At 72.6% G+C, this 14,258-nt stretch carries 12 protein-coding genes; 6 read left to right on the plus strand and 6 right to left on the minus strand.

What is annotated here, in order from left to right:
- Positions 1-68: 68 nt before the first annotated feature.
- Positions 69-815, plus strand: coding sequence for an alpha/beta fold hydrolase (locus AB0C04_RS30460; RefSeq protein ID WP_357061404.1), 747 nt, complete (start codon positions 69-71; stop codon positions 813-815).
- An 87-nt stretch (positions 816-902) separates the two neighbouring features.
- On the opposite strand, the gene AB0C04_RS30465 is transcribed toward AB0C04_RS30460, so the two are convergent.
- Together AB0C04_RS30465 and AB0C04_RS30470 are read right to left on the minus strand one after the other, a co-directional pair.
- Positions 903-1,718, minus strand: a complete 816-nt coding sequence (locus tag AB0C04_RS30465; RefSeq protein WP_357061407.1) for an SAM-dependent methyltransferase — start codon at positions 1,716-1,718, stop codon at positions 903-905.
- A 113-nt stretch (positions 1,719-1,831) separates the two neighbouring features.
- Entirely contained in the window at positions 1,832-2,317 is a 486-nt protein-coding gene (locus AB0C04_RS30470) for an FBP domain-containing protein (protein WP_357061410.1), read from the minus strand.
- 58 nt (positions 2,318-2,375) lie between these two features.
- On the opposite strand from AB0C04_RS30470, the gene AB0C04_RS30475 reads away from it, so the two are divergent.
- From AB0C04_RS30475 to AB0C04_RS30485, 3 genes are all read left to right on the plus strand, one after another.
- Positions 2,376-2,945, plus strand: coding sequence for a WHG domain-containing protein (locus AB0C04_RS30475; protein WP_357061413.1), 570 nt, complete (start codon positions 2,376-2,378; stop codon positions 2,943-2,945).
- A 317-nt stretch (positions 2,946-3,262) separates the two neighbouring features.
- Complete coding sequence (locus tag AB0C04_RS30480; protein WP_357061416.1) at positions 3,263-4,078, plus strand: rhomboid family intramembrane serine protease; 816 nt, start codon at positions 3,263-3,265, stop codon at positions 4,076-4,078.
- A gap of 92 nt (positions 4,079-4,170) precedes the next feature.
- Positions 4,171-5,124 (plus strand): GNAT family N-acetyltransferase, encoded by a 954-nt coding sequence (locus AB0C04_RS30485; RefSeq protein WP_357061418.1) that lies wholly within the window; start codon positions 4,171-4,173, stop codon positions 5,122-5,124.
- A gap of 246 nt (positions 5,125-5,370) precedes the next feature.
- Here the strand turns inward: AB0C04_RS30485 and AB0C04_RS30490 are convergent, their stop codons facing one another.
- The 3 genes from AB0C04_RS30490 to AB0C04_RS30500 form a co-directional block, all read right to left on the minus strand.
- Positions 5,371-6,261, minus strand: a complete 891-nt coding sequence (locus tag AB0C04_RS30490; protein WP_357061421.1) for an ABC transporter ATP-binding protein — start codon at positions 6,259-6,261, stop codon at positions 5,371-5,373.
- Positions 6,258-9,284, minus strand: a complete 3,027-nt coding sequence (locus tag AB0C04_RS30495; RefSeq protein WP_357061423.1) for an FtsX-like permease family protein — start codon at positions 9,282-9,284, stop codon at positions 6,258-6,260. Before AB0C04_RS30495 ends, AB0C04_RS30490 begins: the two co-directional genes overlap by 4 nt.
- A 76-nt stretch (positions 9,285-9,360) precedes the next feature.
- Entirely contained in the window at positions 9,361-10,008 is a 648-nt protein-coding gene (locus AB0C04_RS30500; protein ID WP_357061427.1) for an ATP-binding cassette domain-containing protein, read from the minus strand.
- Between the two features lie 195 nt (positions 10,009-10,203).
- Between AB0C04_RS30500 and AB0C04_RS30505 the strand changes: the two genes are divergently transcribed.
- Positions 10,204-10,848 (plus strand): M23 family metallopeptidase, encoded by a 645-nt coding sequence (locus AB0C04_RS30505; RefSeq protein ID WP_357061429.1) that lies wholly within the window; start codon positions 10,204-10,206, stop codon positions 10,846-10,848.
- 307 nt (positions 10,849-11,155) lie between these two features.
- On the opposite strand, the gene AB0C04_RS30510 is transcribed toward AB0C04_RS30505, so the two are convergent.
- Positions 11,156-11,635, minus strand: coding sequence for a hypothetical protein (locus AB0C04_RS30510; protein WP_357061432.1), 480 nt, complete (start codon positions 11,633-11,635; stop codon positions 11,156-11,158).
- Between the two features lie 434 nt (positions 11,636-12,069).
- Between AB0C04_RS30510 and AB0C04_RS30515 the strand changes: the two genes are divergently transcribed.
- On the plus strand, positions 12,070-14,151 hold the full coding sequence (locus AB0C04_RS30515) for an NPCBM/NEW2 domain-containing protein (RefSeq protein WP_357061434.1): 2,082 nt from the start codon (positions 12,070-12,072) through the stop codon (positions 14,149-14,151).
- Positions 14,152-14,258: the final 107 nt, after the last annotated feature.

Here is a 14,258-nt window from a genome sequence, read left to right on the forward strand (position 1 = left end):
CCTGCGCTGGGTGTGCCGCAGATGCTGGTGAAGTCCGCCAGTCCTGGCGGGGATGGGAGACCGAGGCGTTGTCCGTTTCCGGTGAGCGTGCGCCGCTGGTACTCCTGCACGGTCTGACCTTCGACCGGCGGCAGTGGGAGCCGCTGCTGCGTGAGCTCGAGGTGGTCGACCCGGGCCGTCAGGCGCTGGCGCTGGATCTGCCCGGCCACGGCGAGTCTCCGCGCCAGGACTCCTATCGGATGGCGGACGTCGCCGAGTTCGTGCACGCGAAGGTGCGGGAGGCCGGCCTCGCGGATCCGGTGCTGGTGGGCCACTCCGTGGGAGCGGTCGTCGCGACGGTGTACGCCGCCCACTACCCGACCCGCGCCGTGGTGAATCTGGACCAGCCGCTGCTACCCGGCCCGTTCGGGGCTGCCGTGCGTGCGGCGGAGCCGGTGTTGCGCGGCCCGGACTGGCGGCAGATCTGGGACCGGCTGCTGTCTGGGATGGGGATCGAGTCCCTCCCGACCGGTGCGCGCGCGATCGTGGAGACCGCGACCGACCCGCGACCGGATCTGTTGCTCGGCTACTGGGCCGAGATCCTGCACGGTTCCGACGAGGCGATCACCGCCGAACGGCGGCGGGATCTGACGGCCATCGGTGAGCGGGGGATCGGCTACCGGTGGGTGACCTCGTCGGAACCACCGGCGGCATACCGGGCGTGGCTGACCGCGGCGCTGCCGACGATCGACGTGACCGTGCTGCCCGGCGGTCACTTCCCGCATCTGGCTCATCCGGCGGAGCTCGCCAGGATGCTTGCGGACCTGCCGGAATAGCCGGGTCCGCGTCGGTGCCCCGACCCGGGGCGCTCGTCTACCGCTGACAGGCGGGGCGGCGATCGCTGCGCCGCCCGGCCCGCCCGGCTACGGCTTGCGGCCGACGGCCACCAGACCGGAGCTGCGGGACGGGTCGTCGGCGAAGTCCGCCGGATCGTCCGGGGCGGGCCGCCACTGCGGCAGCCACACCACGCCGGGCGCGACCAGGTCGAGGCCGGCGAAGAACCGCTCGAACTGCGGGCGGGTGCGCAGGTGGAACGGGGTCGCGGTGTTCCGCCGGTACAGCCCCTGGGCGGTCTGCACGTCGTCGGGGTCGACGTCCCCGCCGTCGGCGCAGGCGTGCGACGCCACCAGGTAGCTGCCCGGTGCGAGCGCCGCCCGCAACTGCCCCACCACGTCGTACGCCAGGTCGTCGTCGGGTACGAAGTGCAGGACCGCGCCCAGCAGCAGGCCGACCGGCTGCTCGAGATCGAGCAACGCCCGCACCCGCGGGTGGGTCAGGATGGCCTGCGGCTCCCGCAGGTCGCCCCCGATGGCGGTGGCCCGGTCGTTGCCGTGGAGAATCTCCAGGCTCTCCGACACGGCGACGGGGTCGATGTCCGCGTAGACCACCCGGGCGTCGGGCGCGATCTGCTGGGCGATCTCGTGCACGTTGCCCTCGGTCGGGATGCCCGAGCCGATGTCGAGGAACTGCCGCACCCCGGCTCCGGTCAGGTGACCCACGGCCCGCCGCAGGAACGCCCGGTTGGTGCGGGCCAGCACCGGCGCCAACGGGAACATCTGGGCCATCGCCTCGGCGGCGGCCCGGTCGGCCGGGAAGTTGTGCGTCCCGCCGAGGTGGTAGTCGTAGATCCTCGCCGCGGTCGCCGGCTTCGTTCCGCCGTCATCGTCCACACCAGACACCGTTGCGCCTCCCTGGTGAGCGTCGCGACGCGTCCCCGCCCTCGACGGGCCGAGCGGGACCGTTCCCGCGGCACCCTATCGAAATGCCCGCACCCGGGCCGGGGGAGCGCCGCTCACCCGGCCACCTTGTGCAGAAAGGCGCCGAGGCTGCTGGTGGTCCGTTCGATCTTCTGCTCCAGCGTGATCGACTCGTCGATGCGTCGCCCGGCGTCCTTCTTCCCCCGCAGGTAGAGCGAGCAGGCCAGGTCGGTGCAGATGTAGGCGCCGACGGAGTTGCCCTGCCGCCCCTCCTTGCCCGCCTTGCGCGCGGTCATCAGCGAGACGCCGTCCGCGGTGTGCGTGGTCAGGCAGAACGAGCACATGCTGCGCCGCGCCTGCCCGGTCTGGGCGGCCACCCGGAGGGCGACCCCGACGAGCCCGGTGGGGGACTCGGCGATCAGGTAGGCCCGCTCGGGCGCGGACGGGTCACGCCAGCCGAAGAAGTCAAGGTCGTCCCAGGGGCGGGTGGCCAGGTCCTTGGGTACGGCCAGGCGCTGCGTCTCGCCCTTGGTGCAGTTGACGAAGGAGGCGCGGAGGGCGGCTTCGGTCACCGGGTTCATAGGCATTACTCTAGTATGCCTAGGCAAACGCTTTAATTATCTAGGTGGAGCGTGACACATGGCACGTGCGGGCCTGACCCCCGAGCGCCTGACCCTGGCGGCGGCGGAGCTGGCCGACGAGGTCGGCCTGGACAACGTGACGGTTTCGGCGCTCGCACGCCTTTTCGGGGTGAAGGACGCAAGCCTCTACTTCCACCTCAAGAACGTGCAGGACCTGCGGATCCGGGTGGCGGGGCTGGCCCTGGCCGAGCTCGCCGACCGGGTCGCCGACGCGCTCGCCGGCCGGGCGGGCAAGGACGCGCTGGTGGCCTTCGCCAACGCCTACCGGGACTACGCGAAGCGGCACCCGGGCAGGTATGCCGCGATGCAGGTCGACCTCGACCCGGAGACGGCGGCCGCGAGCGCGGCCCGCCGGCACTCGGAGATGACGCGGGCGATCCTGCGCGGTTACCAACTCTCCGAGCCCGACCAGACGGACGCGATCCGGATGCTGCACAGCACCTTCCACGGGTACGTGTCGCTGGAGCGGACCGGTGGCTTCCGCCACCACCCCCGCACCGCGGAGGTGTCGTGGTCCAGAACCCTCGACGCCCTCGACGCCGTCCTCAGGAACTGGCCGCCGGAGTGAACTCCGCCGCGGCCGACCAGGGGATCGGCGCGCACGGTTCGGCTCCGGGGTGGGCCGGGACGACCGGCGCCGGACGGGGAAGCGCGCGCCGGTCCCGACCGCTACCATGACGCGGCTGACGCGTCCGGAGGCGTATCACCCGGCCACCGACGCGTCGCCACCCCCAGCGACAGACCTCCCAGGATCCGGACACCTCAATGGACAGTTTGAACACCGAGCAGCCACCGTCCGAGGCGAACGCCACCTGCTTCCGGCACCCTCGTCGAGAGACGTACGTGCGGTGCACCCGGTGTGACCGTTCCATCTGCCCGGACTGCATGCGCGAGGCGCCCGTCGGTTTCCGCTGCCCCGAGTGCATCCGCTCGGAGAACCGCACGGTGCGGCAGTCCCGCACCGTCTTCGGCGGCCGGGCGCTCGGCCGGCCGGTGGCGACGTACGTGCTGATCGGTCTCAACGTCCTGGTCTACCTGGCCGAGCTGGTGTGGCCGGCGATCATCGGTCGGTTCGACAGCCTGGGCACCGGCTTGGTCGACGAGAGCGGCCGCTACTTCGTCGACGACGGCGGCAGCTACGCCGGCTACCGGCTCGTCGGCATCGCGCACGGCGAGTGGTACCGCCTGATCACCTCGGCCTTCCTGCACACCGAGCCGACCCAGGGCTTCTTCGGGATAACCCACATCCTGTTCAACCTGTACTGGATCTGGGTGCTTGGGCGGATCCTCGAGGAGCGGCTGGGCGTGCTGCGCTTCCTCGCCGTCTACCTGCTCTCGGCGCTCGGCGGCGCGGTGTTGTTCTTCCTGGTCGATCCGCATTCCTCCGCGATCGGCGCGTCCGGCGCGGTCTACGGCCTGGCAGCCTGCTACTACGTGGTCAGCCGCCGCCTGCGCTACGAGCCACTCGACCGCAACCGGATGCTGATCATGTTGGCGGTGTGGTTGGTGATCTCCGCCGGGTTCACCGCCTGGCAGGGCCACCTCGGTGGCCTGCTGGTCGGCGCCGCAGCAGCCGCGGGAATGGCGTACGCGCCGCAGCGCCGTCGTGGCCTCGCGCAGGCGGCCGTGGCGGTGGCGCTCGCGGCCCTGCTCCTGACGCTGGTCGTGCTGAAGGCGCTGAACCTCGACCCGGCAGCCTGACCGGTCCTGACCCTGCCGTTCGGCGGTGGCGCATCAGGGGCCGACCTTTAACGGTTCGACGGGTCGGCGGGAGCGTGACACAGTGGCGCACCATGACGAACGTCGAGCTTGTGACGGCCGCGGACGTGCAGCTCATGCAGGGTCTGGCGCAGCGGGTCACCGCCACCCGTCCGGACCTGATGAACACCGACGCGACGTTCGGCGAGCTGGCCTGGAACTGGGGCAAGGGGCACGCCAGCGACGGCGCGAGCTGGCGGCGTCGGTTGTGGTTCTCGGGCGGGGATCTGGTGGCGTGGGGCTGGGCGCATCTTCCGCACCAGGTCAGGCGGAGCGACGGGTCGGTGCAGGACGTCACCGGCGCCTATCTGGCGTATCAGGTACATCCCGACCGCGCCGGGCTGGTCGACGAGGTGATCGACTGGTACGACCGTACGGCGGCAGACATCGAGCGCAGGGTGATACCGGTCGCTGTCGATGAATTCGCCCTGCGGCGATGGGCGGCGCACGGCTATGAGACCGACCCGGCCTCGCTCGGCGACACCGGGTCCTGGACCCAGCTCAACGAGCGGGACCTCACCGACGTGGAGCAGCCGGTACTGCCGGACGGATTCCGGTTTCGCACCGCCGACGAGGCCGGGCCGAAGGCCGCGGTCCAGGCCCATCTGGACGCCTGGGCTCCGTCGACGTACACGGCCGAGGGCTACCAGGGCGTCCGGCAGGCAGCGGGGTACCGCGGCGACCTGCACATCCTGGTGGAGGCGCCGGACGGGACGATGGCGTCTTCGACGATCATGTGGCTCGACGAAGCGAACAGGACCGTCGAGTTCGAGCCGGTCGGTACGCATCCGGACTACCGGCGTCGGGGGCTGGGACGGGCGATGCTTCTGCACGGGATGCGGCTGGCGCGGGCGGCCGGAGCCACTCATGCGACGGTCGCCTCCCTGGGTGCGCCGGGGCATCCCCAGGCGCGCGGGCTGTACTACAGCGTCGGATTCCGAGAGTTCACCCGGGACGCGCCGCTCCTCCGGACCAGAACCGCGGGTTGAGGACCGGTCGTCAGGTTGGTCGTGGCGCCCTTCCACTGCTCCGCGTCGGATGAGCGTCCACCTTGAACAAATGGTTGATGCGAGCCGTCCTGTCGGTGGGTGTTCGCGGATCCGGCATAAGCCGCAGCGGAAACAGGAAAACGTAAGCGCGGCGGTTTCGGGCAGGTGGGACAGCCGAGTTCGCTACTCATGATCCGGGTCACGGAAAGGGGCGCGCTGAACGAGCGGCGGCAGCTGGTCGGCGAATCACCGCTCCGCTCGGCCATCCTGTCGTTGCGCGGAAGCCGTGGGCTTCGCCGTCGCGTCCAAGGTGATGGAGTCCTCGGTGTGGTCGACCGCGAAGAGTGTGCCGGGCGGAAAGGCCGCCAGCGTCTCCGGCGGCAACTGGATGGTGCCGTCCCCGGCCACCACGGCGAATTCCCGGCCGTCCCGCCCTTCGGCCCCGACCCGACCGTCGCGGATGGTCACGGCCCGGCCGAGCCGGGTACCGACCTCAGCATCGTGGGTCACCACGACCACGGTGGTTCCGCGCTCGGAGTTGATCGTGTCCAGGGCCGCGAGCACCTCGTCCCGGCCGGCGCTGTCGAGTTGACTGGTCGGCTCATCGACCAGGAGCAGACCCGGCCCGGCGGCGAGGCCCTGGGCCAGGGCGGCCCGCTGACGCTGGCCCGGGGTCAGGTCACCGGCCCGCCGTGCTCCGGCGCCGGCGAGGCCGACGAGGTCGAGCACCGCCTCCGGCGGATCCAGCCGGCGACCGGCGAGACGTGCCGCGGATCGCTGCGCCATCCAGACGTTACGCGCCAGCGACACGTACGGCAGCAGGTTGCGCTCGGCGCCCTGCAGCACCGTGCCCACCATCGTCCCGCGTAGGGTGGCCAGCTCGGTCGTGGAGAGCCGCGACAGGTCGTGGTCGCCCACGTACACCCGTCCGGCGCTCGGCCGCATGAGCCCACCGAGAATCGACACCAGGGTGGACTTTCCGGAGCCGGACGGGCCGACCAGCGCGAGCATCTCGCCGGGGGAGATGTGCAGGTCCACACCGGAGAGCGCGACCACGTCGCCGGCTCCCGTCGAGTAGATGTGGATCAGCCGGTGGCAGGTGACGGCAACGCCCTCGTCGGGCACCCGCGCGGTCACCGACGGCTCCGCCGGCGGACCGAGGCGGCGAAGACCTGGCCCAGCACCGCCGCGGTCACCGCGAAGACAGCCACCGCCGGCACCGTGATCAACACCATCCGGCCGGCGTCCGGCCAGACGGGGACCGGCACGGGCGACCAGCCGTCGACGAAGAACCGCTGCCCGGACCGGGCCAGCATCCAGATCAACACGGTGGCGAGCCCGCCCGCCGCCGCGGCGACCGCGACCGGCCACCCGTAGCTGCCGCGAACGGCGCGCGCGGGCACACCCTGCCGGCGGAGCGCCACCAGCATGCTCACCCGGTTGCGCTGCTCCGCCGCCGCCATCGCGACCAGACCCGCCGCCCCGATCAGGACCCCGGCCAGCGCGGCGAACAGGTTGAAGGTCAACGCCAACGAGGGAGCCTGCCGGCCGAAATCCGCCCGGGCGGCGGGGATCGTCCGGTCGTAGCGCACCACCAGGCCCCGCTCGCGCAGTCGGTCGAGCACGTCGGCGGGCGCCGCCGGGCCCAACCACACCTCCTTGACCCCGGACTGCCCGCCGACGGCGGGCCGGTCCACGTAGTCCAGGTCGACCAGCAGACCGGATCCTCCCAGCCGGGGCAGCCGGTCCACCAGGCCGACGACCCAGGCCGTGGTCGGCAGCGAGTCGACCCCCTCGTACGGGTGCTGCCAGCCCACGGGTGTCAGCTTCGAGCGGGTCAGCCAACCGGGTATCAGCTCCGGCGTATCGGCCACCCTCAGGGAGATCGGCCTCGGCCGCCGGCCGTCCGGCGCCTCGATGCCCAGAGCTGGACCACCCTCGGTCACGCCGTACATCGCGACGTCGTCCTGCTTGGACATCCGCCACCGGTTCAGCTCGGCGAACTCCGCGCCGCTCACCTGCACCGGGTCGGCGTCGTCCGAGCGCAGCTCGTTGAATTGCAGGCGGAGCGGTTGGGGGAGGGCGAGCGGTGTGGTGATCTCGAACCCGACCAACCGGCACTCCGACGCGCACTCCGGCGCCGCGACGGAGTATTCCTTCCGACCGGGAACGATGGGGGTGCCCGCACTGACCCGACGGGTGCCGTTCGTGCTGGCAATCAGGGCGTAGAGGCGGGGCTGGGGCTTGCCGAAGACCGCCTCGTCGTAACTGGCCGTCAGGTCGACAGTGAGCAGACGTCCCCGAAGGAGGATCGGCGGGAGCGGATCCGGGCGGAGTGTCCGGGTCATCTTCGCCAGGTCCGCGCCGTACGACGGGTGCGGCGCGACGACGGCCGCCAGCCGGTCGGAGTCCACGGCGAGGACCGGGGTGCCGACCTCGTCGGCGAGACTCGTCACCACCGTGGCCATCGCGAACCGCCGCTCGGGGTCGACGGCCCGGACGGCTTCGAGCAGGTGCCGGCGCGACAGCGCGTCGACGCCGACCACCCGGGGAGCGCCGACCTCGAGGGTCGCCCGATCCGCGTAAGCGGCCGACGCGACCTCCCGCGCCGCCACGGTGAAGGCGAGCATCGCGACAACGACCGTGAGCAAGGCGATCAGGGGTCGGAACCGTGGCTGCCGGGCCACCTGCACGAGCGGAAGGCCGACCCGCGTCCGGCCGCGTGCCAGCAGTGCCGCGCCGGCCGCCGCCCCCACCAGCATGGCCACCCGCGCCAGCAGGAAGCCGACCGCGAGCGCGCCGACGACCGGTGCCAGCAGGGCGAGCCCGCTCGGTGACCCGCCGGCGCGCAACTGCACCACGGCCGCGGTGGCGAGGGAGACCGCGACAAGGTCGGCGGCGCTCGCCCGCCAGCCACGGGCTCGCGCCGGTACCCGGCGAAGCAGATCGACGACGGGTGCGGCCAGGGTGCGGGCCTGGGCCAGCAGCACCGCGACGAGCGCGCCGACGGCGGCGACGGTGGCGTAGCCGACCGCGGTGGTGTTCAGCGTGACGTCGGCGTCACCGGTCAGGGTGTGTGCGGCGAGCAGTTCGGTCGCGGCGAGGCCGACCAGGCATCCCAGGGGGATCGCGGCCAGCGCGGGTGCGGCGTGTTCGCCGATCGCCAGCGCCCACAGCCGGCGGCGCTGCACCCCGCGCAGCAGCAGCAGGCCCTGTTCCGGTCGACGTTCGTCGGCGGCCGAGCTGACCGCCACGAAGAGCACCAGCCAGCAGAGCAGGACGAGCAGCGCGGCACCCAGCGTCACCCCGGCCGCCAGTTGGTCGCGCTGCAGCGCGATGCGATCGAGCAGGTTGGGCAGGGCGGTGCCGACTCCGATCTCGAACTGCCTCGCGTCGCGGCCCGCCGCCGAGACGGCGGTGCGCAGCCCGTCGGTCGGCTGCGCGTGCAACAGGTGTCGGGTGACGAACACGTCGGCCGTCGGCTGGTGCAGCAGGGCGTCGTCGTCGGGGAGCCGTGCCGACTCGGCGGTGAAGATGGCGTCATCGGCGCCGCCCACCGCCGACGTGGCCGGTGTGCCCGGTGCGGGCGCCCGAAGAAGCTCGTGGCCCATCCAGTACGGGTCGGTCGCGTCGACGGGCCGGTACACACCGGACACGCGCAGCGGCACCGCCTTGAACGTGATCTCACCGCCGGCCGCGACCTTCAGGTGCGCCGCGGTGCCCGCACTGACCATCACCTCGGGCCGTTCGCTCGCCGTGGTGGACGCCGGGCAGCGGCCGGTCACCGCGACCCGCTCGCAGATCCCCGTGCGGAAGACCAGGTTCGTCGTCACGGCCGCCGCCGGGCCGTGGGCGACGCCACCGGACTGCGAGCCGAAGACGACGTCGAAGCCGGCCGGTGCGAGCTGCTCGACCTCGTCGGCGAAGCCGGACCGGGCCGGATCACCGGGCATGCCCGGCTGCTCCTGGATCGCGACGAACCGCAGCCGGCGCTCCTCCGGTGTGGCGGCGGAGAGTTCCGCGTCGGCCAGGACCCGCCCCGCGGCAGCCGCGTACATCGGTGCGACCGCGGCCGCGGCGCCGGCGAGCACTGACAGGAGCAGCACCGCCAGGGCGTGTGCCCGGCGGGCGGCGAGTGCTCCTGCGATCACAGCCAGCATCGACGCCCATACTATGAGCGGCCGAGAATCGGGATGGCCCGCGACGAGGATCGATACCCGACGGTTACCGTCCTGCTCAGCCGCGCACGCGCTCCGCTCGCCCGTCGACGAGGTGCAGCTCCGCCTCGCAGCCGGCGGCAACCTCCGGGTCGTGGGTGGCGAACACGACGGCCACGCCCCGCCGCGCCTCGTCGTGCAGCAGGTCGAGCACCCGCTGCCGGTTTCCGGCGTCCAGCTCGCTGGTCACCTCGTCGGCCAGCAGCACGTCGCCGCGCAGCGCCAGGCCGCGGGCGATCGCCGTACGCTGCTGCTGGCCGCCCGACAGCTCCTCCACGAGCTGGTCGGCCTGGCCGGCGAGACCCAGCCGGTCCAGCGTCGCGGCGGTGAGCCGGCGCGCCTCGGGTGCGGTGACGCCGCCGCCGACGAGGGCCACCTGCAGGTTCTCCGTCGCGGTCAGGATCGGGGCCAGGCCGTTGTCCTGCGGAATGAGGACGACCCCGCGCTGCACCGCGTGATCGCGGTCCCGCAACCGCTGGTCGGCGACGCTCACCGTGCCGGCCCGGGGCCGCAGCAACCCTGCCATCGCGTGCAGCAGGGTGGTCTTGCCGGCACCGGACGAGCCGGTCACCGCCAGCATCCGGCCCGGCCGGACCGTCACCGAGACGCCGCTGAGCACGGCTGGTGTGTCGCCGTAACCGACGGACAGGTCGTCAATCGCCAACATGTGCAACCGCTTCCTCCGGCCCTGCTCTCCCGGCAGACTCGCACGGCGGGCGGGCGGGGTACAAGGCATCGGCCGGTCCGCCGCATCGCGCCGGCGGCAGCGAGGGTCCCCGTGCCGTGGTGCCCGAGCCGCCGGCGCGAGCGGTCACGCCATCTGACAGCCGGGGCCTTGCCGGCGTCTGTCATGCTCTGGACGGTGACGACCGGCCACCCCTCCCGCTTCCGCCACCGCCGTCGCGGGCCACGCCGCACCCTTCGCCTGGTCCTCGTGCTCGGCGCGGTCGCCGCCCTCGTCGCGATCGCCGTGGTCGTCGTGCCGCTGCTGCGGCCCGCGGGTCCGCGCCCGCTCTTCCAACTCCCCGTCGCCTGCGGCGAGACCTGGCAGCTCGGTACCTATCCCGGCCACGACGACTACGACGTCGACCTCTTCCCGACCGAGGGCGAGGCGTGGGGGAGACCCGTACTCGCCTCGTACGCCGGCACGGTCACCGTGGCGGGGATCAACGGATCCCTGGGTGGGCGCACCCCGGAGAATCCGGAGGGGCCGCGCGGCCGCGGCGGGGGTTACTGGGTGAAGATCGACCACGGCGGCAAGTGGGAGACGCAGTATCTGCACCTGCTGGAGCCGCCGCTGGTCCGGGTCGGTCAGCGGGTCGCCCAGGGCGACCAGATCGGGCGGCTGGGCAGCACCGGCAACTCGGGCGCTCCGCACCTGCACTACGAGCAGCGCCGGGGCTGGGAGAAGGTCGAGACGTATTTCGACGGATCGGCGTCGGGCATCACCAACGACGACACCGAATACACGGTCCGGCGTAAGAGCAACAACTGCCCTGCCGGGTGACGTCTGCCGCGGTCCGCTCGTCGCGGCCTGCGACGGTCCGGCCGGCACCACGGAGGTGCGACCTGATGATCTCCCCCGACGTCGGTGCGGATCAACGGCGAAACAGCCGGGAAACCGCACTGGCCTCGGCCACGCCGTGATGCGGGATCCGTTGCGGCATCGGGCATTGCGACGTGGTCGCCGCACGGTGGTAGTGGGATCGACCAGACCGTCATCCGGGCGTACCACGCCGGCTGATCGTCACCACGCTGGTGCGGCCCGACCCGGGGTCGGGCCGCACCAGCGCCGCTGCCTGAGCCGGGTCGGGTCAGGCAGCGGCCATCGAGACGCCGAGAGCGGCGTCGCGGACGTCGGCGACGGGATGCCTGCGCAGGAGACGGAGCAGAACCCGCCAGGGTTCGGGCCAGCCGAGCGACCTGCCGTGGCGGGCCAGCGCCACCGCGAACAGGCCGGTCGCGAGGTCGCCGCGCTCGGCGAGGGAGCCGGCCGCGTCGAGCAGCAGCGCCGGGTCGACCGAGGTGGGTCGCCAGCGCGTCGTCCGCCGACCGAGGAGATCGGCCAACCGGCCGGCGAGGACCGGTCGCCCGTCGACCAGCTCGGCGATCCGAACGATCTCGGCGACGAGCTGACCCGAGGTCACCGCGTCCAGTCGTAGCAGCGCGCTGAGCAGCCCGGCCGCCTCGGCCACGTACGCCGGGTGCCGACCCAGCTCAGCGGCGGCCGGGCGGGCCGGTGCCCGGTCGACCTGCGGACCTGCCGCCCAGGCCCAGTGTCCGGCCTCGTCCACGATGGCGCGCTCGTTGTGGCCGTCGCCGGTCGTCGTGCCGATCCGTTAACGCCTCGTGACCGCCCTCGGCGGCAATCAGGGTCCGAATCGGACGGAAGCTGGTCGCCCTAGAACTCGTAATTTACGAAATAATATTGACACCTCGCCATAACGGGATGCAAGATCCTGGAAACAGAGCTCAGGAGTGCGGGCATGACTGATCTGGCAGCCCCTCGCGGGGACGTGCCGCAGAGGTCTCGGGGCGCGGTGCGCCCTGACTCGCGTCCGCAGTCGTACCGCCTCCACGTCGGACCCAGCGGGCGGCGCGCCCAGCCGGCCGACGGGAGCGGGACGAGCGATGTGCTCCCGGCGCCGCCCCCACCTCCCGTTCCGGTGCGCGAGTTCGTCGGCGCCGGCGCGCCCGTCCACCACCCCCGGCAGCAAAGGATTCCGATGTGAAACGGCATCTGCTCACCGCCCTGGCCCTCACGGCCGGTCTGCTGATAGTGCCCGCCACCCCCGCCGGTGCCACCCCGGTGGCCGCCGCTGTCAGCGACGCGGCCTCGGCGCCGGTGCTGAGCCCTACGCCCTACCAGGGCTGGAACACCTACTTCGGCCTGGGCGGCAACTTCTCCGCCGAGTCGGTGAAGGAGGTCGCCGACGCGCTGGTGTCCCGCGGCCTGGCCCGGGCCGGCTACGACATCGTCTGGCTCGACGGTGGCTGGCAGGACCCGGAGCCGCGGACGGCCGCCGGTGACCTGCAGGCCGACCGGACGCGCTTCCCGGACGGGTTGAAGCCGCTGGTGGACTACATCCACGCCAAGGGCCTGCGGGCGGGCATCTACACCGACGCCGGGCCGTACATCCCCGGCAAGTGCGGGCTCGGCAGTGGTGGCGGCTACTACCAGCGCGACGCGGACCAGTTCGCCGCGTGGGAGTTCGACGCGGTGAAGGTCGACTTCCTCTGCGGGATCGCCGCGAACCTGGACCCGAAGACGGTCTACACCGAGTTCGCGCAGGCGCTGCGGAACAACGCCAGCGGCCGTCAGATCATCTTCAACCTGTGCAATCCGGTGACCTCGCCCGACTGGGGCAACTACCCGGAGGAGCAGCAGTCGACCTACTCCTGGAGCTACGCGCCGGCGATCGCCCAGTCGTGGCGGACCTACACGGACGTGGGCTTCGTCGGAGAGATCAAGTTCAAGGACGTGCTGCGCAACTACGACGCGAACGCGCGGCACCCCGAGGTCGCCGGGCCCGGCCACTTCAACGACCCGGACTACGTCGCGCCGGAACTCGGCATGACCGACGAGGAGTTCCGTACCCAGATGTCGCTCTGGTCGGTGGCCGCCGCGCCGCTGGTGATCGGTAGCGACGTACGCAAGCTCAGCCAGACCTCCGTCGACATCCTCGCCGACGCCGACATGCTGGCGATCAACCAGGACCCCGCCGGTGTCCAGGCCGTCCGGGTCGGCCCGGCCGGTACGACGGAGACCTGGGTGAAGCGCCTCGCCAACGGTGACCGGGCCGTGGTGCTGCTCAACCGGGGCGAGACCCCGACGACGCAGACCACGAAGGCCTCCTCGCTCGGCCTCTCCGGATCGCGCTTCACCGTCCGGAACGCCTGGACCGACCGGGTCACCGAGAGCGCCGGCACCATCAGCGCGGCGGTACCCGCCCACGGCGCGGCGCTGCTCCGGGTCGGCCCGGCGCGCGGCCTGCCGGGTGTCCCGCACCTGACCGCCGGGCTGCCCGAGGTCACGCAGGTCGCCGGCACCCCGACGCAGGCCGGCTCGGCGCCGGTGCTCGCCGGTGGCGACGAGGCGCGCGTCGAGGTCGTCGTGCGCAACGACGGTTCGCTGCCGGTCCTCACGCCGAAGGTCGCGCTCGCGACGCCCGCCGGCTGGACGGTTCGGCCGCTCGGCCGGGCACCCCAGCTGCTGACCCCCGGCGGCCGGACCACCTTCGCCTTCACGGTGGCCCTGTCGGCCTCCGCCGCCCCGGGTTCCGCGACGCTGACCGCCACCACCTCGTACCGGGTGCCCGGGCACGGCCAGCTGAGCCAGCGGACGGTGTCCACCCTGGTGATCGCGCCGGCGCCGCCGGACGGCGAGGTCGTCCTGTCGCACCACACCTGGATCAGCGCTACCAGCGGCTGGATGAGCCCGACCGTCGATCTCAGCGTCGGTGGCTGGACGCCGATCAGCATGCTCGGCCAGGTGTACCCGACCGGCCTCGGGGTCGCCTCGCCCTCCACGGTCCGCTACTACGTCGGTGACCGGTGCACTCGACTGACCGCGGTGGTGGGCCTGGACGACGCGGTCCGCAACGTCGGCCCGGAGGGCGCCACGTCGACCTTCCAGGTGATCGGTGACGGCCGGGTCCTCTTCGACAGCGGCGTGCTCACCCGCGAGGACATCCGCCAGGTCGACGTCGACCTGTCCGGCGTGCGGGTGCTCGACCTGGTCGTCGGTGACGCGGGCGACGGTGGCTACAACGACCGCGCCAACTGGGCCGGCCTGAACGCCACCTGCTGACCGGGGACAGTCGCGGGGCGGGGGGGGGGGGGCCCGGGCCGGCAAGCAGAGCGCGGGGGGGGCGGCCGCCGCCCCCGGGCGGGGCCCGCGCCGCCCCCCCCCCCCCG

This window comes from Micromonospora sp. NPDC048909 (assembly GCF_040649635.1).
Classification (GTDB): Bacteria; Actinomycetota; Actinomycetes; order Mycobacteriales; family Micromonosporaceae; genus Micromonospora.